A 25,760-nucleotide genomic window follows, 5' to 3' on the forward strand; every position below is an offset into this window, starting at 1 on the left:
GCTCTACTCCTTTTCGGCTTGAAGGGGGTTGCGGGTCTTGAGGCCGGGGAAGCGGGAGAAGTCGCGGTCCATCGTCCACAGCTCGTCCACGCCGTTCTCCAGGCATAGCGCGGCGATACGCGCGTCATGAACCATCGCGCCGGTGACTTTGCCGAGTTCGAGGAGCGGTCGCAGCCGCGGCCAGTAGGTGCCGGTTTCGCTGAACAATGCCAGCGCTGGTGAACTCAGCCAGGAGTCGATCTGGTCGAGTGCCTCGGTGGTGGTAGAGGGCGGGTTGTAGATGCGGGGGCGCGTCACGATCCCGAAGAACTCATGGAGGCACGGCCACGGAATCGCCCACATCCGGTTGCCCTCGGCGAGTTCGCGGATGAGCGGTGCGGCGGTCGAGTGGAATTCGCTGTCGGCCCGGTGGGCGTAGACCAGGATGTTCGTGTCGACGGCGATCACAGGCGGTCGCCGTAGGACAGTTCCCGGATCTCGGCCCAGGAGAGACCTTGGACGTCGGGGTGCAGGCCGTCGCCTCCAACCGAGTGATCGGCCATGACATACCCGGATTTGCCACCCTGCGGCTTGGCCAAGGCCAAGCGAAGGCCTTCCTCGATGAGAGTGCGGAGGGTGGTGCCTTCGGCGCGGGCGCGCTGGCGGGCCTCTTCTAGCAGGGCGTCTGCGATCACGACCGTAGTTTTCATACTTGCAACCATACCTCAGAAACCATACAGCCATACACAATTTCGATCGACATCGGTCGATCACCAGGCGTAGTGGTGAGAGTGGGAATGCGTGTTCGTCTCGTAGTGGTCGGCAGATGGGCAAACGGTAAGGCGCGCTTCCGGGTTGGGAAGCGCGCCTTGGGTTCGCGGGGTTCGGGGGCTTGGGTCAGGCCTTGATGGCGGTGACCAGGCCGGTCCAGTCTTCGCGGGTGACGAGAAGGTGTTTGAAGCTGCCGTCGGAGGTCGGGAGCTTGGTGTCGCCGACCGCTACTGCCGATCCTTCAACCGCCGCTGCGACGCAGTTTCCGTCCGAGGTGCTGTCGCTCCTGCTGCTTTTGCGGAACTTCGCGCGATCCCACCCGGTTGGCTGCTGATCGGTCATCCGAGTCATTACTCCACTTCCTTCAACACCGCCCTCAAGCGGTCGATCGTGTCCTCGTCGCCGAGGCTGTGCTCGTTCCAGAGGGCGTCGTAGGCATCTGCGAACGACTCTACATCCTCACCTTCATCGACCACCCCGCCGATCGGGGTGACTACCTGCATCAACATCGGCCAAGCCTCGCGCATTTCCAGGATTCGGAAGCTGGTGCCGATGGTCGCGACGGTGTGGGCCCAGGACTCGGCGGGGAAGATCCGCACTGACACGTTCGGCAGGTTCGCCAGCTCCAGCACGTACCGAAGCTGCGCGGCGGTGACCTCGCGTCCGGCCTCGTTTTGGCTGAGGATCGATTCGTGGATGAGGAACTTCGCCTCCGGCGCGTCGGCCTTGCGGAGAGTGGCCCCGCGCATCACTCGGGCTTTCAGGAGCTTCGTTGCCTCCTCAGTGTTGTCGCTTTGGGGCCCTTGGGAGATGAGGGCCTTGGCGAACTCCGGGGACTGGATCAGGCCCGGCCAGGTGTCGAGCGCGAATGCCTTGATGGTCTCCGCTTGGCTTTCGGCCCAGAGGAAGTCCGCGAATTCCGAGCTGACATAGGCATCCCACCATCCCCGCTGGGTGACCGACTGTGCGAGCCGGAGCAGTTGCACCCGCTCGTCGATGTCGTCGACTCCGTAGAGGTCGAGCAGGGTTTCGAGGTCGTGGGGCTTGACCGGGTACTGCCCGGTCTCGTAGCGGTTCACGGTCGGCTGTCGCACGCCCATGTAATCGCAGACATCCTTGACCGGCAGATCCTTGTTCTCGCGCAGCTCGCGGAGTTTCCTTCCGAGCCAACGGGCTCGCCACGTAGGTCGCTTCGATGGGGCCATGATCACCGCTCCTCGACATGATGTGCATGAACAGTCAATTCATGGTAGATGGACGTCATACCAAAATCAATAACTCGATCGGGTGAGTCGGTCTTGACTCTGATCTCACATTAATACACAATCTGAGTGTGTCGGCCGTCTCGGTGGTTGGCACACAGGGGTTGTCGGTGGGGGCGATTCCTAAAGGGCGGCCTGCCGGTCTTCGATTGGACCCGGATTCCGGCAGGCCGCTTCCACCACAAGGAAGGAGAACTTCCTCATGACAAAACCCAGCGTACGACAACGCTCCGACTTCTCCGGGGTGGTGAGACTGTGGAGATTCGCGACCTTCGCAAAGTGATCGGGCAGTTCAAGCTCGAACACCGCACCATCGAAGTCCTTTGCCTCGGCGATAGGGAGAGCGCCACCGTCTGGCTGCGCCGCACCTGGCCCGAACCGGTCCTTGAACTCGGCTACGCCACCGAGCTCGACAAACCGATCCAGCGGCTCCACCTGTACCGGGCCGAATGGAACCGGAACCTGCGCAACCTCGTCAAGGACGAGGCCCGAGAGATCTGGGTGGCCAGCCAGCGCGAGCGGGGGTCGGCATGAGTGCGTTCACCACCGCCGCGCGCGCGAAGCTCGGTGAGATCACTGTGGAGGGTCGTCGGATCGAGCTGGTCTGGCTCACCTGGCTCGATTCGGTGCAGGCGTCGTTCACGGCGTTGGAGCCCAACCGGATCGGGACGGTGATCGGTCTGGAGAGTCCTCATGCCCGACTGGTGGTCTGTGAGGCCGAACACCTGGATTGGGTGCGGTCATTCAGTCGATCGGGCTTGATTGTTGTTGCGGCCCTTGAGCACTACCGGCATCGCGAGGTGCTGGTCCGGGGCAGGTCTACTTAGGTCCCGGCGACACGCGATTACAGGGGGTTGACATCATGGCTCCTGGCCGTCAGCATAAAACGGTCAGGAGCTCAATTTCATACACATGGGCATGAAAATGCCGCCCGGTGGCCTACAGCTACCAACTATGTCCACCGGGCGGCGCCAACAGCAGAAAGGAACTTTCCGTGTCCTCCATGACGGTACCGCAGCCGATGCTGCCCGAAAACCGCTCGACACCCTTTCCGGGGAACCGTTCCCGCCACGTCTTCCGCACCGGCCCCTACGACGCCTTCGACCCCGGTCCCTGGCCTTGGCGCCGGTCCGACGGCTACTGCCCGGACCTGCGTACCGGCCGCCACCGTCGGAACGAGTTCCCGGACCCGCTCCCCGCACCGCCCGCAGCGGCAGCGCCGCCCCGTCCGCCCCGCTCCCGGCCCCGCCCGTATCCGGTCGACCCATTCTCGAAGCTCCGCGAAGACGCCTGGGCCGCTTTCCTGGCCGACTCCGAACCCCTCGCCGCAGCCCACAACGCGCCTCGCGCGGCGTCGCGCATAGGCCGCATCAAGGCTGCTTTCCTGCGGGCCGTCCACCGCGTCACCCTGTCCTCCCGGACCTGCACCACCACCTCCTGACCCCGCCGAGACCCGGCCGCAACGAGGCGGCCGTCAACAGAAGGGAAGTTCGAATGGGCATCCGCACGCGATGCGATCCCGCGATCGAACTGATCGAGCAAGTTCCGGGCCTGCCGCAGGCCCTCATCGAGCAGGCGACCGGGCAGCAACTGCCCGAACACGACGAGGTCCAGGTAGAGGAGATCTGGGAGTACACCTTCTACACCCGGGGGGTGGACTCACTCCTGCTGCTCCGCAAGGAAGGAGAACCGGTCCTCGCGGTGATACTCCGGATGGTGCACGACCGGCTTGAGGACCACCGGACCTGGTTCTGGCCGTACCTGGTGCCCTGGGTCCGCGCGTCCTACGGCTGTCCGACGATCATGGTCGCGATCGCCGAATCGCCAGACCTCGCGGAATGGGCGCGACAGCCCATCGACTGGGGAGTCGGCGGTGTGGCCATGCGACCGGTCGCCGTCTGTCTCGGCGAGATCGAATCAGGCGACGACGTCGGACTCGGCCTGCTATTCGCGCTGTCGGATCGCGCGAGCACCACCGACTTGGAGCGCGCGGCAGAAGGCCTTGCGTCCCTGCCGTTCGAGCAGGCCCAGCAGTTCGCCGGACTGGTCGATATCGGGAAACGGGGAGACCTGACCGAATGGCGAAGGCTCACCGAATCCGCCGGATACGTTCGGGATACACAGGACCTTCGCTGGACGCGTTTCAAGGTCTACGAGGCGGACAAGCTTCGTAGCATGGCGCGCTGTGTGCTGCGGGTCCTCACGGTGAAGGGCTTCGAACCCTCCGATCGGGTGCGAACGAGGATTCTCACCACCGAGAGCGAGCGCCAAGCTGACGACTGGCTCGGACAAGCCGCCAACGCTGAAGACCTGGCACAGCACTTCAGCGACGAAGCGCTCTTCCCGTTCCCGCTGAAAGGTAGAGACCGCCATGCCCCCCGGTAAACGGCACGAAGCCATCATCGAACTGTCCAAGAAGGTCCCCGGCCTACTGTCGAACCTGATCGCGCAGGCGACCGGGGAGGAAGTGCCCGCTCACGACGCCGTCCGGCATTCCGGCGAGGCGGCGAATCTCCTCGTTCCGATCGAGCGGCTATCCGACGGGGTCCAGGTGTTCTACCGCGACGAGTCCCCGCAGCTCGCCGCGGTGTTCGAGATGCAGCACGCGACGGAACGAAGGAAGAAGCGAGACTGGCCGTACTTCGTCGCCGCGATGGAGCTCGAACACGACTGCCCGGCCGTCCTGATCGTGGTCACCGTGTCGGCCAAGACCGCCGCGTGGGCCCGCAAGCCGATTGAGTTCGGGTTCGGGCGCTGCGTCATGCGGCCGATCGTCATCTGCCTCGAAGAACTCGAACCGGGCGATGACATGGGGTTCATGCTCCTGTTCGCGCTCCGTGAGAAGGCGAGCAGAGGGGACCTGGAACAGCTCTGGCGCGAGATCAACACCGTTCCCGAAGACCTGGCCAAACTGTATGCTGACATTGTCGGGGTCGGGTTGTTCGGGACTGATTCCTACGAGATCTGGAGTGACCTCATGAAGATCGAAGACATCCGTTACGAGCACCCGTACGCACAGGAACTCATCGCTAAAGGCAAAGCACAAGGTGAAGCGCGCGCGATTCTGGAGGTGCTCTCGTCGCGTGGCTTCGAAGTGTCTGACCGGTTGCGACGGAAGATTACCGGTTGCCAGGACCAGTCCCAGCTGTTGATCTGGCTCAGAGGGGCTGCCGTGACCGACGACGTGGAACGGCTCTTCAGCGAGTAGATTCGCTTTCGAACGCCTTGGGCCCAACCGCATCGCGGTTGGGCCCAAGGCGTTCCGGTCATGAACGGCCGCAGTACCTTCCTGCCCGAAATCCCGGGTCCGTCCGATTGGCACGGTCTCAGACGGTCTCACGCGGTTAGCCGCCGCGTCGGTGGGTATACCTCAAACCGCAGACAATGGACGATCGGCCGCGATCGAGTGAGCGGCGGTCCGATCGATTCGCCGTATACGACCTGAGGAGACGACCATGGTTCTGCACCGCACCCGCTACTACCCGCTGGCCGTGCAGATCCTGGCGGGCATCTGCATGGTCATCGCGGCGATCATCGCCCTGTTCCTGGTCTTGATCCTGCTGAACGCCAACCAGTCGAACCCGCTGGTGACCTTTGTCGGCAACATTGCGGACTGGTTCGCGTGGCTGTTCCACGACATGTTCTCCGCCGACAATGCGAGGATCCAGGCCCTGATCAACTACGGCCTCGCCGCCCTGGTGTATCTCGGGCTGGCCGGCCTGATCCACGCCCTGGGACGCCGCACCGTCGACTGACCGGCGCCGGGCGTCCCCGGCTCGTCAGTCCTCGGGTTTGAGGTGTTCGAAGGCTTCGAGGTTCCGGGTGGACTCGCCCCGGGCGAGGCGCCAGCGCCATTCCTCCTTGATGGACGTGGCGAAGCCGAGTTCGAGGATGACATTGAAGGTGTCGTCGGCGGCTTCGAGGACCGAGCCGAGGACGCGGTCGAGTTCGGTGGGGTTGACGGAGGCGTGGGGGAGCCGCCCGACCAGGTGGATGTCGCCGGACTCGTCGATGGTGAAGGCGATGGCGTAGAGCTTGCCGTTGCGGCGCAGCAACTCCGCCCACACCGCCTCCGTGTTCTCTTCGGGGCGGCGGGAGACGAAGGCCTCGACCCGGAGGGCGTGGTCTTCCCAGATGAGACTGCACGGGGTCGCGAGCTTGCGGCGGCCGGGCAGGGCGAGGTTCACCGCCCTGGGTCCGTCGGCCCGGTATTCGAGGCCGAGTTCGTCGAGGGCGGTGGTGAGGTTCGCGATCACGGTCCCAGCCTATTCAGCAGGCGCTTTGGAGGCGGCCGGTCGCGTGGGATTCGGCGGCTCTTCGGTAGGAGGAGCGGATGCCCGTGGCGGTTTCCCTCCAGGAGAACAGGGCCGCGTGGGTGCGGGCGTTGCCCGCGAGGTCGGCTCTGAGGCTCGTGTCCCCCAGGATCTTTCGCAGGGCGTCGGCCCAGTCGTCGGCCGAGTGGGAGTCGACCAGGAGTCCCGAGCGGCCCTCGGCGACGGCGGTGGGGAGGCCGCCGACCTTCGCGGCGACGACCGGGGTGCCCGTGGCCTGGGCCTCGAGCGCGACCAGGCCGAAGGACTCGTTGTGGCTGGGGACGGCGACGACGTCGGCGGCGCGGTAGACCTGCGCGAGCGCCTCGCCCGAGCGGGGGCTGCGCCATTGGACCGTGTCGCCCAGGCCCAGTTCCCAGGCCAGGCGCGGCAGCCAGTACGGGTCGGTGTTGGAGGGCCCGCCCACGAAGACCGGGACGATCTTCTCGGACAGTTCGGGGTCCTGTTCCCGCAGCCGGGCGAGGCCGCGCAGCAGCACGTCGGGGGCCTTGGCCGGCTGGATGCGGCCGACGAACGCCACGACCAGCGCGCCCTGCGGCAGGTTCAGCGCCTCCCTTGCGGCCGTTCGGTCTCCGGGCCGGAACACGCCCAGATCGACGCCCGGGTGGACGACGGCGATGCGGCCCTCCGGGGCCCCGTAGTGGCCCTGCAGTTCGGCGGCCTCGGCGGCGGTGTTGGCGATGAGGAGGTCGGCCTCGGAGACGACCTGCTCCTCGCCGATGACGCGGGTGTACGGCTCGGGCGAGTCGCCCTCGGCGAGCCCGGCGTTCTTGACCTTCGCGAGGGTGTGGAAGGTCTGCACCAGCGGCACGCCCCACCGTTCGGCGGCGACCCAGCCGGCCTGGCCGGAGAGCCAGTAGTGGGCGTGGATGAGGTCGTAGTGGCCGGGCCGGCGGTGGGCCTCGGCGCGCAGGAGCCCGCCGGTGAAGGCGCACAGCTGAGTCGGCAGATCGTTCTTGGACAGTCCCTCGAAGGGGCCGGCGGGGACGTGGTGGACCAGGACGCCCGGTTCCGCCTCGACGGTGGGGGCCTCGTCGGAACTGGTGGCGCGGGTGAATATCTCGACTTCGACACCGGCGCGCGCGAGTTCGCGGGCGGTGTTGAGGACGTACACGTTCATGCCGCCGGCGTCACCGGTACCGGGCTGGGCGAGCGGTGAGGTGTGGACCGAGACCATCGCGACGCGTCGGATGGCCTGTTCCCGACATCGGGCCCGGAACACGGGGGTCCGCCTGCTGTTCAAATGCTCGTCCTCTCCTCGGTCCTGCGACAAATGCGGCCGCCTGCACGGCACGCCCCTGTCACAACACGCAAAACACTCGCAATACTCCCGTGTCAAGCCGATAACCGACAAGGAACTACGGGGGCGAAGTGACGCGATCGGCAGGACCCGCAGGGAGGTACCGCGTTCGGGTGACTCTGGGGACAAGCCGGAAAATCCTTCGCGACACGGCCCGGAATGTCCCTCGAATCCGGGCAAGTCGTCCATGATGGGGTGACTTGTCATCACGAGGGGGGAGACAACACTATGAGCACGGCCACCGTGCCCGCCGCGAGGCAGCCAACGATGTCACCGGTGTCCAAGTTCGGCGCGCAGCACTCGCTGCGTCGCCTGCCCGTTCAGGAGCGCTCTGCCGCACGCGTCCGCCGGATGCTCGACGCCGCCGCCGACCTGATCGAGGAAGTCGGATACGACCGCCTGTCCACCACCGCCATCGCCCAACGCGCCGACGTCGCCATCGGCAGCGTCTACCAGTTCTTCGGCGATAAGCGCTCACTTGCCGAGGCACTCAGCCAGCGGTACATCGACCTGTACTTCGAACGTCTCGGCGCCCGTTTCGACGCCGAGCCGCCCGAACACTGGCGTGCCGGCGTCGAGAGCGCCATCACCGAGTACGTCCACATGTATCGCACCGCACCCGGATTCCGCGTCCTCCACCTGGCCGACGCCATCGACCCGGGTCAAGCCGACACCGTCACCACCGGCGGCGACGTGATCGCCGCGCAGATCATCGGCGGTCTCGAACAGCGCTTCGGCCACGCCGGAGACGACGAGCTGCGCAAGACCGTCACCGTCGCCGTCGAGACCGGGCAGGCCCTGGTTCGCCTGGCCTTCCGCCGCGACAGCGAAGGCGACGCCTCCGCCATCGAAGAGGCGAAACGAGTGGTCTGCGACTACCTCGCCCGCCGGGTTTCGTAGCGACTCACAACCGCCCGCACCGGGCCGCACGGCCGCACCGGGCCGACTACTCTTCAATGAGTGTCGACCCGGTGCGGTCGTGAACAATCCCAGCGGCGCAGCGACTGACCCGCAGTCGCACCGGAACGCCCTTGGACTCTTGAGGAGCAGCATGGCGAACCCGACGGCCGATCTCCAGGCAGTCCTGCGGATCCGCCCGTTCAGGCGGCTGTGGGCCGTCCTCGGCCTGGCCTCCTTCGGCGACTGGCTCTCCCTGTTCGCCACCGCCGGCTTCGCCCAGTCCCTGTTCGACGACATGGCCGCCAAGGGCTTCGCGTTCTCCGGCACCATCATCCTGCGGCTGTTCCCGTCGCTGGTGTTCGGGCCCATCGCCGGCGTCTTCGCCGACCGGTTCGACCGCCGCAAGACCATGGCCGTGTGCGACCTCGTCCGCTTCGCGCTCATCGCCTCGGTCCCCACCGTCTACATCGCGACCGGCTCGGTCCCGCTGACCGTCACCTGGCTGGCCATCGCCCAGATCTGCATCGAGATCACCGTCCTGGTCTGGACCCCGACGAAGGAGGCGGCGGTCCCCAACCTGCTGCCGCCCGAGAAGTACGAGACCGCCAACCAGCTCAGCCTCGCCACCACCTACGGCATCGCCCCGCCCCTGGCCTTCGGCATCCTCGCCGCCCTCGAACGCGGCTCCGCCATCTGGTCCGACGTCGGCATCTGGGCCCAGCCCATGGTCATCGCCCTCTACATCGACGCGGCCATGTTCCTCACCCTGGCCATCACCGTCTACTTCTTCATCCCCGAGATCTCCGGCCGCTCCGGCGCCCCGCGCGTCAAGGGCGCCAGCGTCTGGTCCGAATTCCTCGAAGGCTGGCGCTACGTGCGCACCACCGAGCGGGTCAAGGGCCTCATCTACGGCATGCTCGGCGCCTTCAGCGGCGCGGGCATCCTCATCGGATCCGGCACCGTCTACGCCGGCACCCTCGGCGCCGGCGACGCGGCCTTCTACATCCTCGCGGTGTTCCTCTTCCTCGGACTCGGCGCCGGCATCGCCGCCGGGCCCCGCCTCATCGGCGAACTCTCCCGGCTGCGCTGGTTCGGCATGAGCATCGTCCTGGCGGGCGCCGGCCTCGCCCTCGACGCGGTCGCCCCGTGGCTGTGGGTCGCCCTGCTCGGCGCGGTCATCATCGGCCTCGGCGCCGGCATGGCCTTCCTCGCCGGGATCACGCTGCTGCAGAAGGAGGTCGGCGACGAGATCCGCGGCCGCATCTTCGGCTTCATCGCCGTCTCGGCGCGCGTCATCCTCATGGTCTCGATGACCATCGCCGCCCCGCTCGTCGGCTGGCAGGCCGCCCGCCAGCTCGACCTCGGCGTCGCCGTCATCAACATCTCCATGAGCCGCATCCTGCTGTTCGCCGCCGCCGCCCTCGTCGTCTGGCTCGGCATCACCGCCTTCCGCAACATGGACGACAAGCCCGGCGTCCCCGTCCTCGCCGACCTCTGGTCCTCCCTGCGCGGACGGCCGCTCTCGGCCGCCGTCCCCACCGACTCCAAGGGCTACTTCGTCGCCTTCGAAGGCGGCGAAGGCGCCGGCAAGTCCACCCAGGCCGTCAAGCTCGCCGCCTGGCTCAAACTCCGCGGCTACGAGGCCGTCCTCACCCGCGAACCCGGCGCCACCGACATCGGCATGCGCATCCGCACGCTCCTGCTCGACACCGGCGGCGACTCCGCCCCCGACCCGCGCGCCGAAGCCCTGCTCTACGCCGCCGACCGGGCCCAGCACGTCGACAAGATCATCCGGCCCGCCCTCGAACGCGGCGCCGTCGTCGTCACCGACCGCTACATCGACTCCTCCATCGCCTACCAGGGATCCGGGCGCAGCCTCGGCAAGGGCGAGATCGCGTGGGTCTCCGCCTGGGCCACCGGCGGACTCAAACCCGACCTGACCGTCCTGCTCGACGTCGAGCCCGAGGACGGACTGCACCGCGCCAAGGCCGGCGGCGAAGGCGACCGGCTCGAACAGGAACAGCTCGAATTCCACCAGAAGGTCCGCCAGACCTTCCTCGACCTCGCCGAGGCCGAACCCAAGCGCTACCTGGTCATTCCGGCCGGCCCCACCGTCGACGAGATCGCCCACACCGTCCGCGAAGCCGTCGCCGAGCGCCTCGACATCCGCACCGAGGCCACCCGCACCGAAACCGCCTGGCCCGGCCTCGACACCGACAACAGCCAGTGGAACAACGTCGCCGAAGAGGCCGGAAGGCCATGAGCGTCCAGGCGGAGGCCGGCGTCTTCGACGAGCTCGTCGGCCAAGACGAAACCCAGCGCGTCCTCGCCGCAGCCGCGATCGGACGCGGCATGACCCACGCGTGGCTCTTCACCGGCCCGCCGGGATCCGGCCGCTCCACCGCCGCCGTCGCCTTCGCCGCCGCCCTCCAATGCGACACCGGCGGCTGCGGCGAATGCCATGCCTGCCGCACCGTCCTGGGCGGCACCCACCCCGACATCACCCGCGTCATCCCCGAAGGACTCTCCCTCGGCGTCGACCAGGTCAGGTCCCTCATCCTCGAAGCCGGACGCACCCCCACCTCCGGGCGCTGGCAGATCCTCATCATCGAAGACGCCGACCGGCTCACCGAGGCCGCCGCGAACGCGCTCCTCAAAGCCGTCGAGGAACCGCCGGCGCGGACCGCGTTCCTGCTGTGCGCGCCCTCGACCAACCCCGCCGAGATCTCCGTGACGATCCGCTCCCGCTGCCGCGTCCTGGTGCTGCGCCAGCCACCGGTCGCCGCCATCGCCGACCTGCTGGTGCGCCGCGACGGACTCCCACGGCGTGAAGCCGAGCTCTACGCCGCCGCCGCGCAGGGTCACGTGGGCCGCGCCCGCCGCCTCGCCACCGACGCCGAGGCCCGCGCCAAACGCCACGACGTCCTCCAGATCCCCAGGCGCCTCACCGGACTCGGGGCGTGCTTCGCCGCCGCCGTCGAACTCATCGAGGCCGCCGAGGCCGAAGCCTCCGGGACCTACACGGACCGGTCGGCCGCCGAGAAGGAAGCACTGGAGACCGCACTCGGCAAGGGCGGCACCGGAAAGGGCGCCACCAAGGCGGCGAGGGGCTCGGCCGCCGCGCTGAAGGAGCTGGAGAAGCGCCAGAAGACCCGCGACACCAGGGCCCAACGGGACTCACTGGACCGGGCGCTGGTCGACCTGGCGGCGTTCTACCGCGACGCGCTGGCGGTGGGCTTCAGCGCGAGGGTCGAGCCGATCCACCCGGACATGGCCGACACGGCCAGAGCGGCCGCGACGAAGCTCAGCGCCGAATCCCTGCTGCGAAGGATCGACGCGATCCTGGAGTGCCGCACGGCGATCGAGCGAAACGTCCGCCCCAGGATCGCCGTCGAGGCCATGATGACGAGGCTCTGGCAAAGCTGACCGTCACACCCGGAAGCACTGTCATACCCGCGGGCCACGATTGAATCGGGGGACTGCCCAACGGCGATTTGTCGGCAATCGCCGCAAATGCGGCCGGCCCCTCCGACTGTCACACCCTGGCGCCATAGTTGATAGTGGGGGGGACCCCACCGGTCCGATTTGAAGGCTGATGCCCCAACTTGTCACTGAGTCCACAGGTGATGAATGAAGGCGTCGTGCGGCTTCGGGAGGTGTCCCGTCCTGGACCAGCGGTACCAGGCCGCTTCCTCCACCACTCGCACGCAGAAGTCCCCATCGATCTCGAACGGCTCTGAGACGCAACGGAAGTCGTCTCGATACCCCTCGTTCGTCCAGTACCAGACCCGCCGCCCGATCAGCACCGGCGAGTCCGAGGCCGGGACCGGCCCGCGGATCGGCGGCTTGTCCGGGTCCGTCAACCGGTCGATCAGGTAGCCCGGCGGCGGGATGATCGGGTCGGGGTTCGGCTCCCGCTGCTGCACCCACACGTCGTCGGCCGGCACCAGTGAAGCGAACGCGTCGCCGTCCCCGTCGACCGCGCGGTAGTAGTCCGCCTCGGTTATCAAGGGCACCAGCATCATGCCGTCCCGCGTGATCGGGTCGTCCGCTCGCAGATCGAATCGCCAGCCCACGCCGGGCACCCCGCACACCACCCGCGCCGAGTGGATATCGAGCACCCGTTTGGCCGGGACCGGCACCAGCACCGGCGGGGGATCTGGCACCTCGAAGGCGTCGTCGGCAAGGCCCACAGCACACTCCCGCATATTCAGACATACCCGCTCACCTTGGAGGGCGTGCGGGAGTCAAGTGGCCTCCGGCTGAAGCCGGGAGGCTTGTACCTCATCCTCCGTCGCCGGCTGCGACGTGGCGGGTAAATCGTAGCCGCTAGGCGGCTGCTCGGGATCCTTGACTAACAGCCCAAGCCATCCGCCCACGTGCACGCACGTTGACGGAGGCTATGACATCGGCCGGTCCAGCGAGACCGCACCCACGACATTCAAAATCATCTCGGTTTCTTCGGTTGGCCCGTTCGGTGTGATGGCACAGCGGGCACTTCTGGCTCGTATGCCGGGCGTCGACCACGACGACCGGCACTCCGGCCCGCTTCGCCTTGTAGGCGATGTACTGCGCCAGTTGGTAGAACGGCCAGTTCGAGATCCTGCCGCGCTGGGACCGGGTGAGCCGTACCCGCTCGCGGATGCCCTCAAGGTCTTCCAGGGCGATCCCGCGGTCGGTGCGTTCGGCCGCCGACACGATCTCTTTCGCTATCTTGTGATTCACGTGGGCAGCATGGCGTGCTTCTTTCCTCGCCTGCTGCTTCAGCTTCTTCTTCGCGGCCTTCGTCGCCTTGGCCTGCAATTCGGCCCGGATCCGCGCCTGACGCCTGCGATACCGCTCCAGGCCCTTCCCCTGATAGTTCACACCGTCCGAGGTCGTGGCGAGGTTGACGATGCCCCGATCCACGCCGATGAAGTCGACCGGCTCGAACTGCTCGGCCTCGGGAATGTCGACCGTCGCGGCCAGGAACAGCTCGCCATCACGCTCGAACAGATCCGACTCCCCCTTGCGGTGCGCGCGCAGGGCTTCGAGGTCCCGTTTTGAGCAGGCGAAGGCGATCCTCTTGCGCCGACCCGCGACCGTGCGGATCGACACCGTCCGCGCTTCCAGGTCCCAGGACAGGCACCGGTCGTCGAACGATTGCGCCGAACCTGGATCGAACACGACCGGTTTCCCGAGTGCCTTCACAGCCTGGTTACCGCGTAGCAGTCCTACCTTCACCTGGGCGTACACGACACTGTAGGCGTCGCGGACTTTCTTGACCGCGTGCTGGGCTAGTTGCGACCCGATCCCGGTAGCCTTGGCCTCAGCGTAGACCCGGCCACGCAGTGCGTACTCCCGCTCCACCTGCCCGGTGTCCTTATCGCGGTGGGCGAACGCGACAGCAGCGATCCGGTTCGCCTCCGTATTGCATATCCGCAGCGTCTCGAGCAGGGCCGCACGCTCCCCTGCGTCCGGGACCAGCTTTACCACCACGACTTGCTTCACACCAGCGACATTAGACCACCGGTACGACACTTTTCGGGCGCGACTCACACGCAAGGTGAAACGCGATCGAAGCCATGCTCGCGAACCGATAGCCGACCGGCGCCAAGTTCACCCAGTTTCGCTGGATGGGGCAGAGAGGAGGCAATCGCCCCGGATCCTCCAGACCGTAAACGGCCTGGGTTCCTGTGGGAAATCAACTGAAGAAAGGATAGGCGGTTGGCACACTCTGGGGACTCACCGCCCCGGCACCTGATCTAGAGTTTCCAATTCAAGCACCGAACACTGCTCACGAACGAGGTAGGAAGCACAATGGACGCTTACGAAGACCCGACCGCCGAAGACCCCGCCGTCGAAGACGACTTCGCCGCTGAGGACGAGAGCTACGCAGCGGACACCGAGGCTGCCGAGTCCTTCGACATGGACGGCGACGGCGTCGACGACACGTTCACCTACGACACCGACGGTGACAACTACGCCGAGACCGTCGAGGCCGACACCGACGGCGACGGCGTCATCGACACGATCGGCACCGACACCAACACCGACGGCTACGTCGACGAGGCCTCCTTCGACATCGACGGTGACGGCACCTTCGAGTCGTCCGCGTTCGACGCCGACGGCGACACCCACATCGACACGATCGAGGCCGACACCGACGGCGACGGCGTCGTCGATGTGACCGCCGCCGACACCGATGGCGACGGCACCTTCGACACCGCCGAGGCCGACACCGACGGCGACGGCGTCATGGACACCGCCTACGTCGACTCCGACGACGACGGCGTCATCGACAGCGAAGCCCCCGTCGAGTCGTCCGGGACCACCGCCTAGAACCGTCTCCCCTCAGGCGACGGGCACTCCCCGTTCCGAATCGCGCACAACCTATGGAAGGCCGGATGCCATGGCATCCGGCCTTCGTTCATATGCGGCTAATACCGGACATCGAGGGGCCGAAGTGAACAGAAGAAAGCCCAGGCGTTGGCACACTCTGGGGATTTACGGTCCCAGCGCCTGCCATAAAGTTCTACTCACAAGGCCGGAACACTTCTCACGAACGAGGACGGAAGAACAATGAGCGAGTACGACGAGACTGCGGTCGAAGAAGACGTCACGACCGACGAGTACACCGAGGAAGAGGCCGTCACGGAGGACTACTCCGCTGACGGGTCCTACACCGAGGTCACCGAGACCTTCGACATGGACGGCGACGGCATCGAGGACAACACCATCGAGGCCGACGGCGTGACCTACGTCGACTCGGACTACGACGGCGAGGCCGACGCGATCGCGACGGACGTCGACGGCGACGGCATCTCCGACGAGATCGCGGTCGACCTCGACGGCGACGGCAACTTCGAGTCCGCGGTCTACGACACCGACGGCGACGGCATGATCGACACCGTCGAGTCCGACACCGACGGCGACGGCTTCATCGACCAGGTCTCGGCCGACACCGACGCCGATGGCCTCATCGACACGGTCGCCTCCGACACCACCGGCGACGGCTACGCCGACACCATCATCTCCGACACCGACGGCAACGGCTACGTCGACGAGGTCAGCATCGACTCGGACGCCGACGGCTACTCCGACACCGTGATGACCGACACCGACGGCGACGGCTTCCTGGACAACGTCCAGACCGAGCAGGGCACCACCGGTGGTACCGAAGGCAACATCCAGTCCGCCACCGGCCAGGTCCTCTAGCACCTCGCTCGTGGAGGCCCGGACTTGGATCGAACTGGGACTCGCAGCAACCCGAAGAGCGAAGGCCCGATGCGCAGGCATCAGGCCTTCGCTTTCGTATGTCCTTTGAACCGGTCGTGTCGCTGAGCCGGTAGTGTCGTTCAGCCCGTCGCGTCGCTCAGCCGGTCGTGCCGCGCAGCAGCGACATCGCCTCGGCGCGGGTGCGGGCGTCGGACTGGAGGATGCCCCGCACCGCCGACGTCACCGTCTTCGCGCCCTGTTTGCGGATGCCGCGCATCGACATGCACATGTGCTCGCATTCGACCACCACGATCACGCCCCGCGCCTCCAGCGACTGGTCCAGCTGGTCGGCGATCTGGCTGGTGAGCCGCTCCTGCACCTGCGGGCGCCGCGAGTACACCTCGACCAGGCGCGCCAGCTTCGAGAGCCCGGCGACCTGCCCCGAGATGCCCGGGATGTAGCCGACGTGGGCGATGCCGGTGAACGGCAGCAGGTGATGCTCGCAGAAGGACTGGACCTCGATCTCGCGTACCAGGATCAGCTCGTTGTGGTCCTCGTCGAAGGAGGTCTTCAGCACGTGCGAGGGGTCGACGCGCAGTCCGGCGAAGAGCTCGGCGTAGGCGCGCGCGACGCGGCGCGGTGTCTCGATGAGCCCGGGCCGGTCGGGGTCCTCCCCGATGGCCTCCAGGATCTCGCGCACCGCGGCCTCGATCCGGGGCAGGTCCACCGAGTCCTCGACGGGGCTGCCGTTGATGCGGCCGTCGATGAGTCGTGCGGCCAGGTTGTCGAGTTCTGCCATTGCCCAAGCTTACGAGCCCGTCCCGACACCTAATCGGGATCAAGCGCCCGTTCCTGGGAATTCCTCTGCTTCTCAGTGGGATTGATCACCGTATGTACGGGAACGGCCCCGCCGGTCGAAACCGGCGAGGCCGTTAAAAACGTGTACTGCGGAAACTAGCTCGGCTCCTCGAGCCGGAGCGCGCCCGGCTCGGGGTCAGTCTCGACCTCGCCGGCCGGCTTGGAGCCGTTGGCGGTGGGGACCGGCGGCTGGCCGAGCTGGCGGCTCGAGGTGCCGTTGAACGGCGCCATGGGCGGGCGCTTGACGACGCGCGTGGCGATCCGCGCCAGGTCCTCGGTGTCGAGCGTCTCCTTCTCGAGCAGCTCCACGACCATCTGGTCGAGCACGTCGCGGTACTCGGTGAGAATCGTGTAGGCCTCGTCGTGGGCGGTCTCGATGAGCGCGCGCACCTCGGCGTCGATGTTGGAGGCGATCTCGTCGGAGTAGTCGCGGGCGTGCCCGTACTCCTTGCCCAGGAACGGCTCCGAGTCGGCCGAGCCGTACTTGACGGCGCCGAGCTTGGCGGACATGCCGTATTCGGTGACCATCGCGCGGGCCACCTTGGTGGCCTTCTCGATGTCGTTGGAGGCGCCCGTGGTCGGGTCGTGGTAGACCAGTTCCTCGGCCGCGCGCCCGCCGAGCGCGTAGGCGAGGGTGTCGATCATCTCCGAGCGCGTCTGGGAGTACTTGTCCTCGACCGGCAGCACCAGCGTGTGGCCGAGCGAGCGCCCGCGCGGGAGGATCGTGAGCTTGTGGACCGGCGCGGCGTGCGGCAGCGCGTGGGCGACCAGCGCGTGTCCGGACTCGTGGTAGGCGGTCATCTTCTTCTCTTCGTCGCCCATGACGCGGCCCTTGCGTTCGGGGCCGGCGATGACGCGGTCGATGGCCTCTTCGAGGGCGTAGTTCGAGATGGCCTTCTCGTTGTGCCGGGCGGTCAGCAGCGCGGCCTCGTTGATGACGTTCTCGAGGTCGGCGCCGGAGAAGCCGGGGGTGCGGCGGGCGATCGTCTCGAACTCGACGTCGGGGACGAACGGCTTGCCCTTGGCGTGCACGGACAGGATCGCCTGGCGCCCTTCCTTGTCGGGGGCGTCGACGGGGATCTGGCGGTCGAAGCGGCCGGGGCGCAGCAGGGCCGGGTCGAGGATGTCGGGGCGGTTGGTCGCGGCGATGAGGATGACGCCGCCGCGGGTGTCGAAGCCGTCCATCTCGACCAGGAGCTGGTTGAGGGTCTGCTCGCGCTCGTCGTGGCCGCCGCCCATGCCGGCGCCGCGGTGGCGGCCGACGGCGTCGATCTCGTCGACGAAGACGATGGCGGGGGCGTTCTCCTTGGCCTGGGTGAACAGGTCGCGGACGCGGCTGGCGCCGACGCCGACGAACATCTCGACGAAGTCGGAGCCGGAGATGGAGTAGAACGGCACGCCGGCCTCGCCGGCGACGGCGCGGGCGAGCAGGGTCTTACCGGTGCCGGGAGGGCCGAACAGGAGGACGCCCTTGGGGATCTTGGCGCCGAGCTCCTGGTACTTCTTGGGGTCTTCGAGGAAGTCCTTGATCTCCTTGAGTTCTTCGACGGCCTCGTCGGAGCCGGCGACGTCGTCGAAGGTGGTCTTCGGGGTGTCCTTGGAGACCATCTTGGCCTTGGACTTGCCGAAGTTCAGGACGCGGGAGCCGCCGCCCTGCATCTGTGACATGAAGAACAGCAAGAGCAGCACGATGAGGACGATCGGCAGCATGCTCAGCAGGAAGGAGACGAACACGGAGGTCTCATTGACCTCGGTGTTGAAGGGGATGTTGCCCTCTTCGAGGCTGGCGCCGACGGTGCCGACCATGTCGGCCGGGACGTACGCCTCGACCTGGTCGCCGTTGGTCAGGTCGAGCTGGATCAGCTGTTCCTTGTCGAGGACGTTGGCCTTCTCGACGTTCCCGGCGCTGATCTCGTCGAGCACCTCGGAGGTGGTGGACTCCGTGTAGTCGGAGCCGCCCGAGAAGAAGGCCCCGATGATGACCGCGATCAGTGCGATGAGCAAGATCCAGATCAACGGCCTCCGGAAAAACCGCTTCCGCTCAGGTGTGGGCTTCCCGGCGTCGACCACTCGTTTCCTCCTGCGTTCGTCGCGATGTCGCGTCTTTGACCGAGTCCGGTCAACTACTCGAAAGTACACGGTGCGAGCCTGCGACGTCCCCTCAGAGGGCCTGTGCGCACTGAGGTCACAGGCATTGGTGGGACTCGGTTTCCGCCCCCGATTCGCCCCGCTGTGATCCGTAATTACTACCACGGGCGGGTTGACTTCGCCCACCCAAGCCGACGGCGGCCCGGGGCAGGTGGCACCCTTGTTACATGACGTCGGAGCTAGCCAGCCCAGCATCAGTGCCTTCCGCAGCAGCGCAGGCCGCGGTGTTCGATCCCGATTCGTGGTACGCCGATCAGATCGAGCGGACCATCATCACCGAGGACGAGCTCCGCTCGAAGGTCGCCGAATTGGCCGACCGGGTGTCGAGCGATTTCGCCGACACCGATGAGCTGCTGCTCGTCGGCGTATTCAAGGGTGCGGTCATGTTCATGGCCGACTTCGCCCGGGCGCTGAGCGTCCCGGTGAAGATGGAGTTCATGGCGCTGTCCTCATACGGGAACGCCACCAGTTCCTCTGGGACGGTGCGGATTCTCAAGGACATCGACTCGGACGTCTCCGGGAAGCACATTGTCGTGGTCGAGGACATCATCGACTCGGGTCTGACCCTGTCGTGGCTGCTCAAGTACCTCGACGGGCTGAATCCGGAGTCGGTGTCGGTGGTCTCGATGCTGCGCAAGCCCGGCGTGCAGCGCGTCGACATCCCGATCAAGTACCTCGGCTTCGACATCCCCAACGAGTTCGTGGTCGGCTACGGCCTGGACTACGCGGAGCGCTACCGGGAGCTGCCATTCATCGGCGTGCTCAAACCCCAGGTCTACCAGCGCTGACGCGCCTATTACCCCGGACGGTCGGCGCTGAGCCGGCCGTCCTTTCTGCATACCTTCACGCCGCCGGGCAGGGACGTCGGGCCCTGTCCGTGCCAGGCGACGACGAGCGCGTCGAGCGCCTCCACATGATGGTGGTTCAAATCGGCGCCGTTCACTCCCAGCTGAAAAATCCACGCCCGCAGCACCCTCCTGCGGACCGGTTCTGACAGCGCCTCGAGCGCTGCGATGGACAGTGCGGGCCCCTCGGCGCAGTCGGCCAGCGCCGCATCCGCGATCGCGTCGAGGTGGTCGGTGTCGGCGCCGACGAGCGAGGCGGTGCGGGCCAGGTTCGCCACGATGTCGCCGCCGAGGGTCTCGGTGAGCACCCCCATCGCCTGCCGGAGCGCGGAGCGGCGGAAGCGGGGGTCCGAATTGTGCGGATCGGCCCAGGGTTTGAGGCCGCGCTCGGCGCAGGCGGCGTGCGCGTCGTCCCGGGAGACGTCCAGCAGCGGCCGCCGGTACCGGCCGCGCACCGGCCGCATGCCGGCGATGCCGCGGGGGCCCGCGCCGCGGGTGAGGGCCAGCAGGACGGTCTCGGCCTGGTCGTCCCTGGTGTGCCCCAATAGGACCGCGGCCGCTCCGTACTGTTCGGCGGCCCGGTCGAGCGCGGCGTAGCGGGCCTCGCGGGCGGCGGCTTCGGGGCCGCCGGAGCCGGCGACGGTGACGGTGACGGCCTCGGCGGGGACCAGTCCGGCCTCCTCGGCCCAGGCGGTCACCTCGGCGGCGCGTTCGGCCGATCCCTCCTGGAGCCCGTGGTCGACGGTGACCAAGCCGGCCTTCAACCCCATGCGGGGGGCGCAGAACTCGAGCGTGTCGGCCAGGGCGAGGGAGTCGGGCCCGCCCGAGCAGGCGACGAGGACGAGCGAGCCGCGGGGGAGATCAGCGAGAGCGCCGGTGACGGCGGCGCGCAGGCGCGCCACCGAGCCGGGCAGTTTAGGCACCGGTGCCGCCGAGCTTGTGCACTTCCGGCCCGCGCCCTTCCAAGCTGGGCTCATGCGGGCTGGGCTCATGCAAGACTCGGGCGCTCCAGCGCTCGGGGTGGTCGATCTCGGCCTCGGTGGGAAGGTGGGACGGGTCTTCCCAGACTCGGTTGAAGCCGCTCACGCCGTGGGCGGCGACGACCTGGTCGACGAAGCGCCGTCCGGCCGCGTACTGCCGGAGCTTGGCATCGAGGCCGAGCAGTTGGCGCAGGAAGCGCTGGATCGGGCTGGGGTTGGCGCGGCGCCGGTCGAAGCGGCGGCGCAGGAGACCGACGTGGTCGATCGAGGTGCGGCCGACGCCGTCCATGACGGATTCGGCGTGTCCCTCCAGGAGGGTCATGAGCGCCTGGATCTTCGAGATGGCCTCGCGCTGCTGCGGACTGGTGACGGCGGCCAGGATGTCGACGCCGGGGAGCTCGCCTTCGGGAGAGCCCGCGGGATCGTTCGAGGAGGCGGCGACGGCGCGCCGCACGGCCCGGCCGAACTGCGCGGTGGAGGACTGCTCGGGTTCGGCGGCGTCGAAGAAGGTGCGGATGAGGCCGTGGAAGTGGCCGGACATCCAGGGGACGGCGGTGAACTGCGTCAGGTGCGCGGCCTCGTGGACGGCGATCCAGAGCCGGAACTCGCGGGTCGGAAGCCGAAGGCGCCGTTCGACCTCGACGACGTTGGGGGCGACGAACAGCAGCCGCCCGTGGTCGGTGGAGAAGGTCTCGAACTGGCCGAGGACGCGGGAGGACAGGAACGCCAGGACCGCCCCGGCCTGGACGCCGGTGACCTTCGCGGCGGCGCTGGCGGACTCGGTCTCGGGTTGGACGGCGCCGAGGTCGGACAGGAGGCGGCGGAATCCGGCGATATTGATGTCGCTCCAGCGGGCGCGGTCGACCACTTCGACGCGGGCCTGGACGGCGGGGGTGAGTCCGGTGTAGTCGGTGACGAGGTCGATCGCGGTGCGCGCGTGGAGATGCAGATCGGCGACGACGTCGATCGCGCCGGCGCGACTGAGCCTGGGGCCGCCGCCGGTGAACGCGCGCGAGCACGAGGCGGCCGTCCGCCAGTCGACGGACGGCAGCATTTGATTCGCTACGGGCGGCGCCATCGCCCAAGCCTATCCGCAGCGCACGCGGCTCGCCACCATCTGCGCGCAAGGTCGGACCCTCGGGGCGATATGGGCTGGTGCAGAGCCGGTCCGGCCCGCCGAGGCCGGTGCGTTCGGCGTTTCGCCGGGAAATCAGGCGGAGTCGGACAAATTCAGGCATTCAAGATCTTGAAAATGAGTGCGGGTGGATGTTACGTTCTTTTCCAGTCCGCAATATTTTGCAGATTTGCAGGCAGGAATTTCAAAGGGAGCAAAGATGCCTCAGCTCAAACCCCGCCGGCGGGCCCTCGCCTGGGCCGCCGGACTCGCGGTCCTCACCGCGTCCGCACTCGCCTTCACCGCCCTGCCCACCGCGGGCGCCGCCGAGAGCTCCGACGCCGAAACCGCCGCCGCGGCGGCCCTCGACGGCGGCGACTCCATCCTCAACATGTTCGAGTGGAACTGGAACTCAATCGCCGCCGAATGCGCCGGCGACCTCGCAGGCTCCGGCTACACCTACGTCCAGACCTCCCCACCCCAGGAGCACATCCTCGGCTCCGACACCACCGCCGGAGAAGAAGACGCCTGGTACATCCACTACCAGCCCGTCAGCTACAAGCTCGACTCCCGCCTCGGCACCCGCGCCGAGTTCGCCGCCATGGTCTCCACCTGCAACGCCAACGGCATCGGCGTAGTCGTCGACGCCGTCATCAACCACATGGCCGCCGGATCCTCCTCGCAGGCCCGCACCGGCTCGGCAGGCAGCGAATACACCCAGTTCAATTACCCCGACGCCGGATACAGCGAGGCCGACTTCCACAACACCGGCGACAACTACTGCGAGATCTCGAACTACACCGACCGCACTGAGGTCCAGGAATGCCACCTGGTGGGCCTCAACGACCTCGACACCGGCTCGGACTACGTCCAGGGCCAGATCGCCGGTTACCTCAACGACCTGACGAGCCTCGGCGTCGCCGGATTCCGCATCGACGCCGCCAAGCACATCGCCGCCACCGAACTCGGCCAGATCATCGACCGCGTCGACGGCGACCCCTACATCGTCCAAGAGGTCATCGGCGCCTCCGGCGAACCGATCACCGAGAACGAATACACCGGCATCGGCGACGTCCAGGTCTTCGACTACTCCTACCAGCTCAAGAACCACATCAACGGCGGCTCCGAAGCCCAGTACCTCACCGACATCGGCACCGACTGGGGCTACGTCAGCGAAGGCGGCGTCTTCGTCACCAACCACGACACCGAGCGCGGCGGCAACACCATGACCTACGCCTACGGCCAGGACTACCTCCTAGCCGAAGCGTTCATGCTCGCCCACACCTACGGCACCCCCGCCTCCTACACCGGCTACGAGTTCTCCTCCTCCCATGAGGCCCCGCCGCTCAACTCGGACGGCACCGTCGCGGACGTCAACTGCGGCTCGGACGCCTTCACCTGCCTCCACCGCTCGCCGTACATGGAGGGCATGGCCGGATTCCGCGCCGCCGTCGGCGACGCCGCACTGAAGAACGTCTGGCAGAGCGGCGACGCCCTCGCCTTCGGCCGCGGCAGCGCCGGACACTTCGTCATGAACGCCACCTCCGGCTCCATCACCCGGACCTTCACCACCGGCCTGGCCGACGGCGACTACGTCGACGTCATCTCCGGCGACACCGTGACCGTCTCGGGCGGGTCCTTCACCGCGACCGTCGGGGCCAAGGCCGCGCTGGCGATCTACACCGGGAACACCTCGGGCGGCGGCGACGGCGGCGGGACGACCTCCGACTGCGTCGAGGTCGCCACCAGCGTCACCGGCACCTCGGGCGGCGACGAGGTCTACCTCGTCGGTTCGATCGCCGAGCTCGGGAACTGGACGCCGATCGCCGCCGGCCACCTGTCGGGCGTCTCGTATCCGACCTGGACCGGCACCGTGTCAGTCCCGGCCGGGACCAGCTTCGAGTACAAGTACGTGATCGTCAGATCAGGCGGGTCCATCACCTGGGAGTCGGGCTCCAACCGGACGGCCACCGTGCCGGAATCGGGATGCCTGAAGCTCAACGAGACCTGGCGATAGCCGGTCGAGTGCATTGAGAAGGCCCCGGCCGCTTGCGCGACCGGGGCCTTTCTATCGGTCGACCGATGGAAATTCCGGACTCAGCAGCCGCACTGGGCGATGACCGCGGTCACCTCGTCCATGGCGTTCTCGACATCGTCCAGGTTCGACCAGCCGTTGCTGATGAGCGAGTACATGAGCAGGCGGCCGTCCTCGGTCGTCAGCGAACCGGTCAGGGAGGCGACCCGGTTGCTCGGCAGCGTCCCGGTCTTGCCCCGGACCGCGCCCATCCCGTCCTCGGCGGTGGCGAAGCGGTCGGCGAGCGACCCGGAGTAGCCGGCCACCGGCAGCGACTCGAACACGGTGCTCGCCTGCGCCTGCGCCGCCGCGACCAGCATCTCGGTGAACGCGCCTGCGGTCAAGCGGTTCGACGGGGACATGCCGGAGCCGTCATTGAGGACCAGCCCGGTCGTGTCCACGCCCAGCTCCTCCAGCATCGCCAGGTGCGCGGTGCCGATCGCCGCCCACGTCATCTCGCCTTCGACGGCCAGCGCGGTCTGGAACGCCACCGCGTCGGCGAGTTCATTGTCGGAGGTGAGGATCAACGAGTCCACCAGGTTCGCCAGCGGCTCGGAGTGGACGGTCGCGAGTTCGGAGGCGCCCTCAGGGGCGGTCCCGGTCACCGTCTTGTCGGCGCCGAGCAGGCCGGCGAACGTCTTCGCGGCCTCTATGGCCGGGTCGGCGTGGTGCTGCGTGTAGTGCTGGGTGTTGTCGATCCGGCCGCCGTCGATCATGATCGGGGCCGCCGGGGCGGTGTAGATGGCCAGGTCGGCCATGGGCACGTCGGCGGCGTTGACGCTGTCGGAGAAGAGACTCGCGTCGAGGATGACGGTGCTCGGGGCGTCGCCGCCGCGCGCTTCCAGGACCGCGTCAGCCAGTTCGGTCAGGCTCGCGCCCTCGCCGTAGTAGCCCTCGCCGTCGACGGTCATGGCGACGTCGCCGCCGGCGACCAGCACGACCGTGTCCTCGTCCGGTCCCTCGACCACGGACGTCTCGATCCGGTAGCCCGCACCGAGGGTCTGGAAGGCGGCGACCGCGGTCACCAGCTTCATGGAGGAGGCCGGGGTCAGGGGCGTGGCGGCGTTCTGCTCGTAGACGACATCGCCGGTCGCGGCGTCGGCGATGACGGCCGACATGTTGTCGCCGAAGCGCGGGTCGGCGAGCAGATCGGGCAGGACCGCATCGAGGTCGGGGAGCGGCGCCTCGGTGTCGTAGGAGGTCAGGACCGATGCCGGCGCGGCGGGCGGGGCGGCCTCGGCGGCGGTGAAGGAGCCGCGCTGCGGGCCGGTCAGCGTGGTGATCTGCCACGTCAGGAGCGAGATTACGGCTACCGTGGCGACGACGGCGATGATCCATGCTGTGCGTGAGGTGGCCCGTTTCGGGGCCTTCGCGACGGGCCGGGCATGTGGCGCAGTACTCGCGGCTTTGGGGTCGGCGTTGTCGCTCAGGGCCATGCACAGAGACTAGGCCATCAATAGCACTGCATTTGAGCCTGGAGGAGGGTCGGCCGATGGAGTTCGACGTGACCGTTGAGATCCCGAAAGGGAGCGCCAACAAGTACGAAATCGACCACGAGACCGGACGGATCCGCCTGGATCGGACTCTGTTCACCGCGACGGTCTACCCGGCCGACTACGGTTTCATCGACGACACGCTGGGCCAGGACGGCGACCCGCTGGACGCATTGGTGCTGGTGGAACCCACATTCCCCGGCTGTGTGATCCGTGCGAGGGCGATCGGCATGTTCCGTATGCGCGACGAGAAGGGCGTGGACGACAAGGTCCTCTGCGTCCCCGCCGAAGACCCCCGCAAGGACCGCTTCAAGGACATTGCGGACGTCCCCGAGTTCGACCGCCTGGAAATCCAGCACTTCTTCACGGTCTACAAGGACCTGGAGCCGGGCAAGAGCGTTGAGGGCGCCACTTGGACCGGCCGGGCCGAGGCCGAGGAGGAGGTTCGCCGCTCCTTCGAGCGTGCGAAGTCCGCCGGGTACAACAGCAATCACTGATCGGACGCGAA

27 protein-coding genes are annotated in these 25,760 nt (G+C 67.5%); 14 read left to right on the plus strand and 13 right to left on the minus strand.

Annotation, left to right across the window (positions count from 1 at the left end):
• Positions 1–3 precede the first annotated feature (3 nt).
• The 4 genes from FAB82_RS12115 to FAB82_RS12130 form a co-directional block, all read right to left on the minus strand.
• Positions 4–447 (minus strand): type II toxin-antitoxin system VapC family toxin, encoded by a 444-nt coding sequence (locus FAB82_RS12115; RefSeq protein ID WP_136534805.1) that lies wholly within the window; start codon positions 445–447, stop codon positions 4–6.
• Positions 444–689 (minus strand): hypothetical protein, encoded by a 246-nt coding sequence (locus FAB82_RS12120; protein ID WP_211116552.1) that lies wholly within the window; start codon positions 687–689, stop codon positions 444–446. Before FAB82_RS12120 ends, FAB82_RS12115 begins: the two co-directional genes overlap by 4 nt.
• Before the next feature lie 187 nt (positions 690–876).
• Positions 877–1,092: a DUF397 domain-containing protein gene (locus FAB82_RS12125; protein WP_136534807.1), complete on the minus strand. Its 216-nt coding sequence runs from the start codon at positions 1,090–1,092 to the stop codon at positions 877–879.
• Positions 1,093–1,100: 8 nt separating this feature from the next.
• Complete coding sequence (locus tag FAB82_RS12130; RefSeq protein ID WP_136534808.1) at positions 1,101–1,955, minus strand: helix-turn-helix domain-containing protein; 855 nt, start codon at positions 1,953–1,955, stop codon at positions 1,101–1,103.
• A 312-nt stretch (positions 1,956–2,267) separates the two neighbouring features.
• Between FAB82_RS12130 and FAB82_RS12135 the strand changes: the two genes are divergently transcribed.
• The 6 genes from FAB82_RS12135 (at position 2,268) to FAB82_RS12160 (ending at position 5,767) form a co-directional block, all read left to right on the plus strand.
• On the plus strand, positions 2,268–2,546 hold the full coding sequence (locus FAB82_RS12135; protein ID WP_136534809.1) for a hypothetical protein: 279 nt from the start codon (positions 2,268–2,270) through the stop codon (positions 2,544–2,546).
• Positions 2,543–2,839: a hypothetical protein gene (locus FAB82_RS12140; protein ID WP_136534810.1), complete on the plus strand. Its 297-nt coding sequence runs from the start codon at positions 2,543–2,545 to the stop codon at positions 2,837–2,839. The genes FAB82_RS12135 and FAB82_RS12140 overlap by 4 nt, the downstream gene beginning before the upstream one ends.
• 167 nt (positions 2,840–3,006) lie before the next feature.
• Positions 3,007–3,453, plus strand: coding sequence for a hypothetical protein (locus tag FAB82_RS12145; protein WP_136534811.1), 447 nt, complete (start codon positions 3,007–3,009; stop codon positions 3,451–3,453).
• 53 nt (positions 3,454–3,506) lie between these two features.
• Positions 3,507–4,397: a hypothetical protein gene (locus tag FAB82_RS12150; protein ID WP_136534812.1), complete on the plus strand. Its 891-nt coding sequence runs from the start codon at positions 3,507–3,509 to the stop codon at positions 4,395–4,397.
• Positions 4,384–5,220, plus strand: a complete 837-nt coding sequence (locus tag FAB82_RS12155; protein WP_136534813.1) for a hypothetical protein — start codon at positions 4,384–4,386, stop codon at positions 5,218–5,220. The genes FAB82_RS12150 and FAB82_RS12155 overlap by 14 nt, the downstream gene beginning before the upstream one ends.
• A 247-nt stretch (positions 5,221–5,467) precedes the next feature.
• Positions 5,468–5,767, plus strand: coding sequence for a hypothetical protein (locus FAB82_RS12160; RefSeq protein ID WP_136534814.1), 300 nt, complete (start codon positions 5,468–5,470; stop codon positions 5,765–5,767).
• Between the two features lie 24 nt (positions 5,768–5,791).
• Here the strand turns inward: FAB82_RS12160 and FAB82_RS12165 are convergent, their stop codons facing one another.
• Together FAB82_RS12165 and mshA are read right to left on the minus strand one after the other, a co-directional pair.
• Positions 5,792–6,268, minus strand: a complete 477-nt coding sequence (locus FAB82_RS12165) for a type III secretion system chaperone family protein (RefSeq protein WP_136534815.1) — start codon at positions 6,266–6,268, stop codon at positions 5,792–5,794.
• Between the two features lie 13 nt (positions 6,269–6,281).
• A complete protein-coding gene (gene mshA / locus FAB82_RS12170; RefSeq protein ID WP_136534847.1) occupies positions 6,282–7,520 on the minus strand; it encodes a D-inositol-3-phosphate glycosyltransferase in 1,239 nt (412 codons plus the stop codon).
• A 399-nt stretch (positions 7,521–7,919) separates the two neighbouring features.
• Between mshA and FAB82_RS12175 the strand changes: the two genes are divergently transcribed.
• The 3 genes from FAB82_RS12175 to FAB82_RS12185 all read left to right on the plus strand — a co-directional run bounded on the left by FAB82_RS12175 (position 7,920) and on the right by FAB82_RS12185 (position 11,969).
• Positions 7,920–8,543: a TetR/AcrR family transcriptional regulator gene (locus FAB82_RS12175; protein WP_211116554.1), complete on the plus strand. Its 624-nt coding sequence runs from the start codon at positions 7,920–7,922 to the stop codon at positions 8,541–8,543.
• A gap of 151 nt (positions 8,544–8,694) precedes the next feature.
• Complete coding sequence (tmk, locus tag FAB82_RS12180) at positions 8,695–10,806, plus strand: dTMP kinase (protein ID WP_211116555.1); 2,112 nt, start codon at positions 8,695–8,697, stop codon at positions 10,804–10,806.
• Complete coding sequence (locus FAB82_RS12185; protein WP_136534816.1) at positions 10,803–11,969, plus strand: DNA polymerase III subunit delta'; 1,167 nt, start codon at positions 10,803–10,805, stop codon at positions 11,967–11,969. The genes tmk and FAB82_RS12185 overlap by 4 nt, the downstream gene beginning before the upstream one ends.
• Before the next feature lie 182 nt (positions 11,970–12,151).
• Here FAB82_RS12185 and FAB82_RS12190 read toward each other — a convergent pair whose 3' ends face one another.
• Positions 12,152–12,736 (minus strand): hypothetical protein, encoded by a 585-nt coding sequence (locus tag FAB82_RS12190; RefSeq protein ID WP_136534817.1) that lies wholly within the window; start codon positions 12,734–12,736, stop codon positions 12,152–12,154.
• A 136-nt stretch (positions 12,737–12,872) separates the two neighbouring features.
• Positions 12,873–14,033: an RNA-guided endonuclease InsQ/TnpB family protein gene (locus tag FAB82_RS12195; RefSeq protein WP_211116556.1), complete on the minus strand. Its 1,161-nt coding sequence runs from the start codon at positions 14,031–14,033 to the stop codon at positions 12,873–12,875.
• 309 nt (positions 14,034–14,342) lie between these two features.
• On the opposite strand from FAB82_RS12195, the gene FAB82_RS27515 reads away from it, so the two are divergent.
• Positions 14,343–14,864, plus strand: coding sequence for a hypothetical protein (locus FAB82_RS27515; protein WP_211116557.1), 522 nt, complete (start codon positions 14,343–14,345; stop codon positions 14,862–14,864).
• A gap of 240 nt (positions 14,865–15,104) precedes the next feature.
• Positions 15,105–15,740: a hypothetical protein gene (locus FAB82_RS27520; protein WP_211116558.1), complete on the plus strand. Its 636-nt coding sequence runs from the start codon at positions 15,105–15,107 to the stop codon at positions 15,738–15,740.
• Positions 15,741–15,897: 157 nt separating this feature from the next.
• Here FAB82_RS27520 and folE read toward each other — a convergent pair whose 3' ends face one another.
• Positions 15,898–16,539 carry a GTP cyclohydrolase I FolE gene (gene folE, locus FAB82_RS12210; protein ID WP_136534818.1) on the minus strand — a complete coding sequence of 214 codons (642 nt, stop codon included), beginning with the start codon at positions 16,537–16,539 and terminating at the stop codon, positions 15,898–15,900.
• A 155-nt stretch (positions 16,540–16,694) separates the two neighbouring features.
• A complete protein-coding gene (gene ftsH, locus FAB82_RS12215; RefSeq protein WP_342799452.1) occupies positions 16,695–18,668 on the minus strand; it encodes an ATP-dependent zinc metalloprotease FtsH in 1,974 nt (657 codons plus the stop codon).
• A gap of 275 nt (positions 18,669–18,943) precedes the next feature.
• Between ftsH and hpt the strand changes: the two genes are divergently transcribed.
• Positions 18,944–19,534, plus strand: a complete 591-nt coding sequence (hpt, locus tag FAB82_RS12220; RefSeq protein WP_246039604.1) for a hypoxanthine phosphoribosyltransferase — start codon at positions 18,944–18,946, stop codon at positions 19,532–19,534.
• Positions 19,535–19,542: 8 nt separating this feature from the next.
• Here the strand turns inward: hpt and tilS are convergent, their stop codons facing one another.
• Both tilS and FAB82_RS12230 read right to left on the minus strand, forming a co-directional pair.
• On the minus strand, positions 19,543–20,514 hold the full coding sequence (gene tilS, locus FAB82_RS12225) for a tRNA lysidine(34) synthetase TilS (protein WP_136534821.1): 972 nt from the start codon (positions 20,512–20,514) through the stop codon (positions 19,543–19,545).
• Positions 20,507–21,649: a zinc-dependent metalloprotease gene (locus FAB82_RS12230; RefSeq protein WP_136534822.1), complete on the minus strand. Its 1,143-nt coding sequence runs from the start codon at positions 21,647–21,649 to the stop codon at positions 20,507–20,509. The genes tilS and FAB82_RS12230 overlap by 8 nt, the downstream gene beginning before the upstream one ends.
• A gap of 256 nt (positions 21,650–21,905) precedes the next feature.
• Here FAB82_RS12230 and FAB82_RS12235 point away from each other — a divergent pair, with 256 nt between their 5' ends.
• Positions 21,906–23,702, plus strand: a complete 1,797-nt coding sequence (locus tag FAB82_RS12235) for a carbohydrate-binding module family 20 domain-containing protein (RefSeq protein ID WP_136534823.1) — start codon at positions 21,906–21,908, stop codon at positions 23,700–23,702.
• An 80-nt stretch (positions 23,703–23,782) separates the two neighbouring features.
• Here FAB82_RS12235 and dacB read toward each other — a convergent pair whose 3' ends face one another.
• Positions 23,783–25,195, minus strand: a complete 1,413-nt coding sequence (gene dacB / locus FAB82_RS12240) for a D-alanyl-D-alanine carboxypeptidase/D-alanyl-D-alanine endopeptidase (protein WP_136534824.1) — start codon at positions 25,193–25,195, stop codon at positions 23,783–23,785.
• Positions 25,196–25,251: 56 nt separating this feature from the next.
• Between dacB and FAB82_RS12245 the strand changes: the two genes are divergently transcribed.
• Positions 25,252–25,749: an inorganic diphosphatase gene (locus tag FAB82_RS12245; RefSeq protein WP_136534825.1), complete on the plus strand. Its 498-nt coding sequence runs from the start codon at positions 25,252–25,254 to the stop codon at positions 25,747–25,749.
• Positions 25,750–25,760: the final 11 nt, after the last annotated feature.

It is taken from the genome of Glycomyces buryatensis, from assembly GCF_004912275.1.
GTDB classification, from domain to species: Bacteria; Actinomycetota; Actinomycetes; order Mycobacteriales; family Micromonosporaceae; genus Glycomyces; species Glycomyces buryatensis.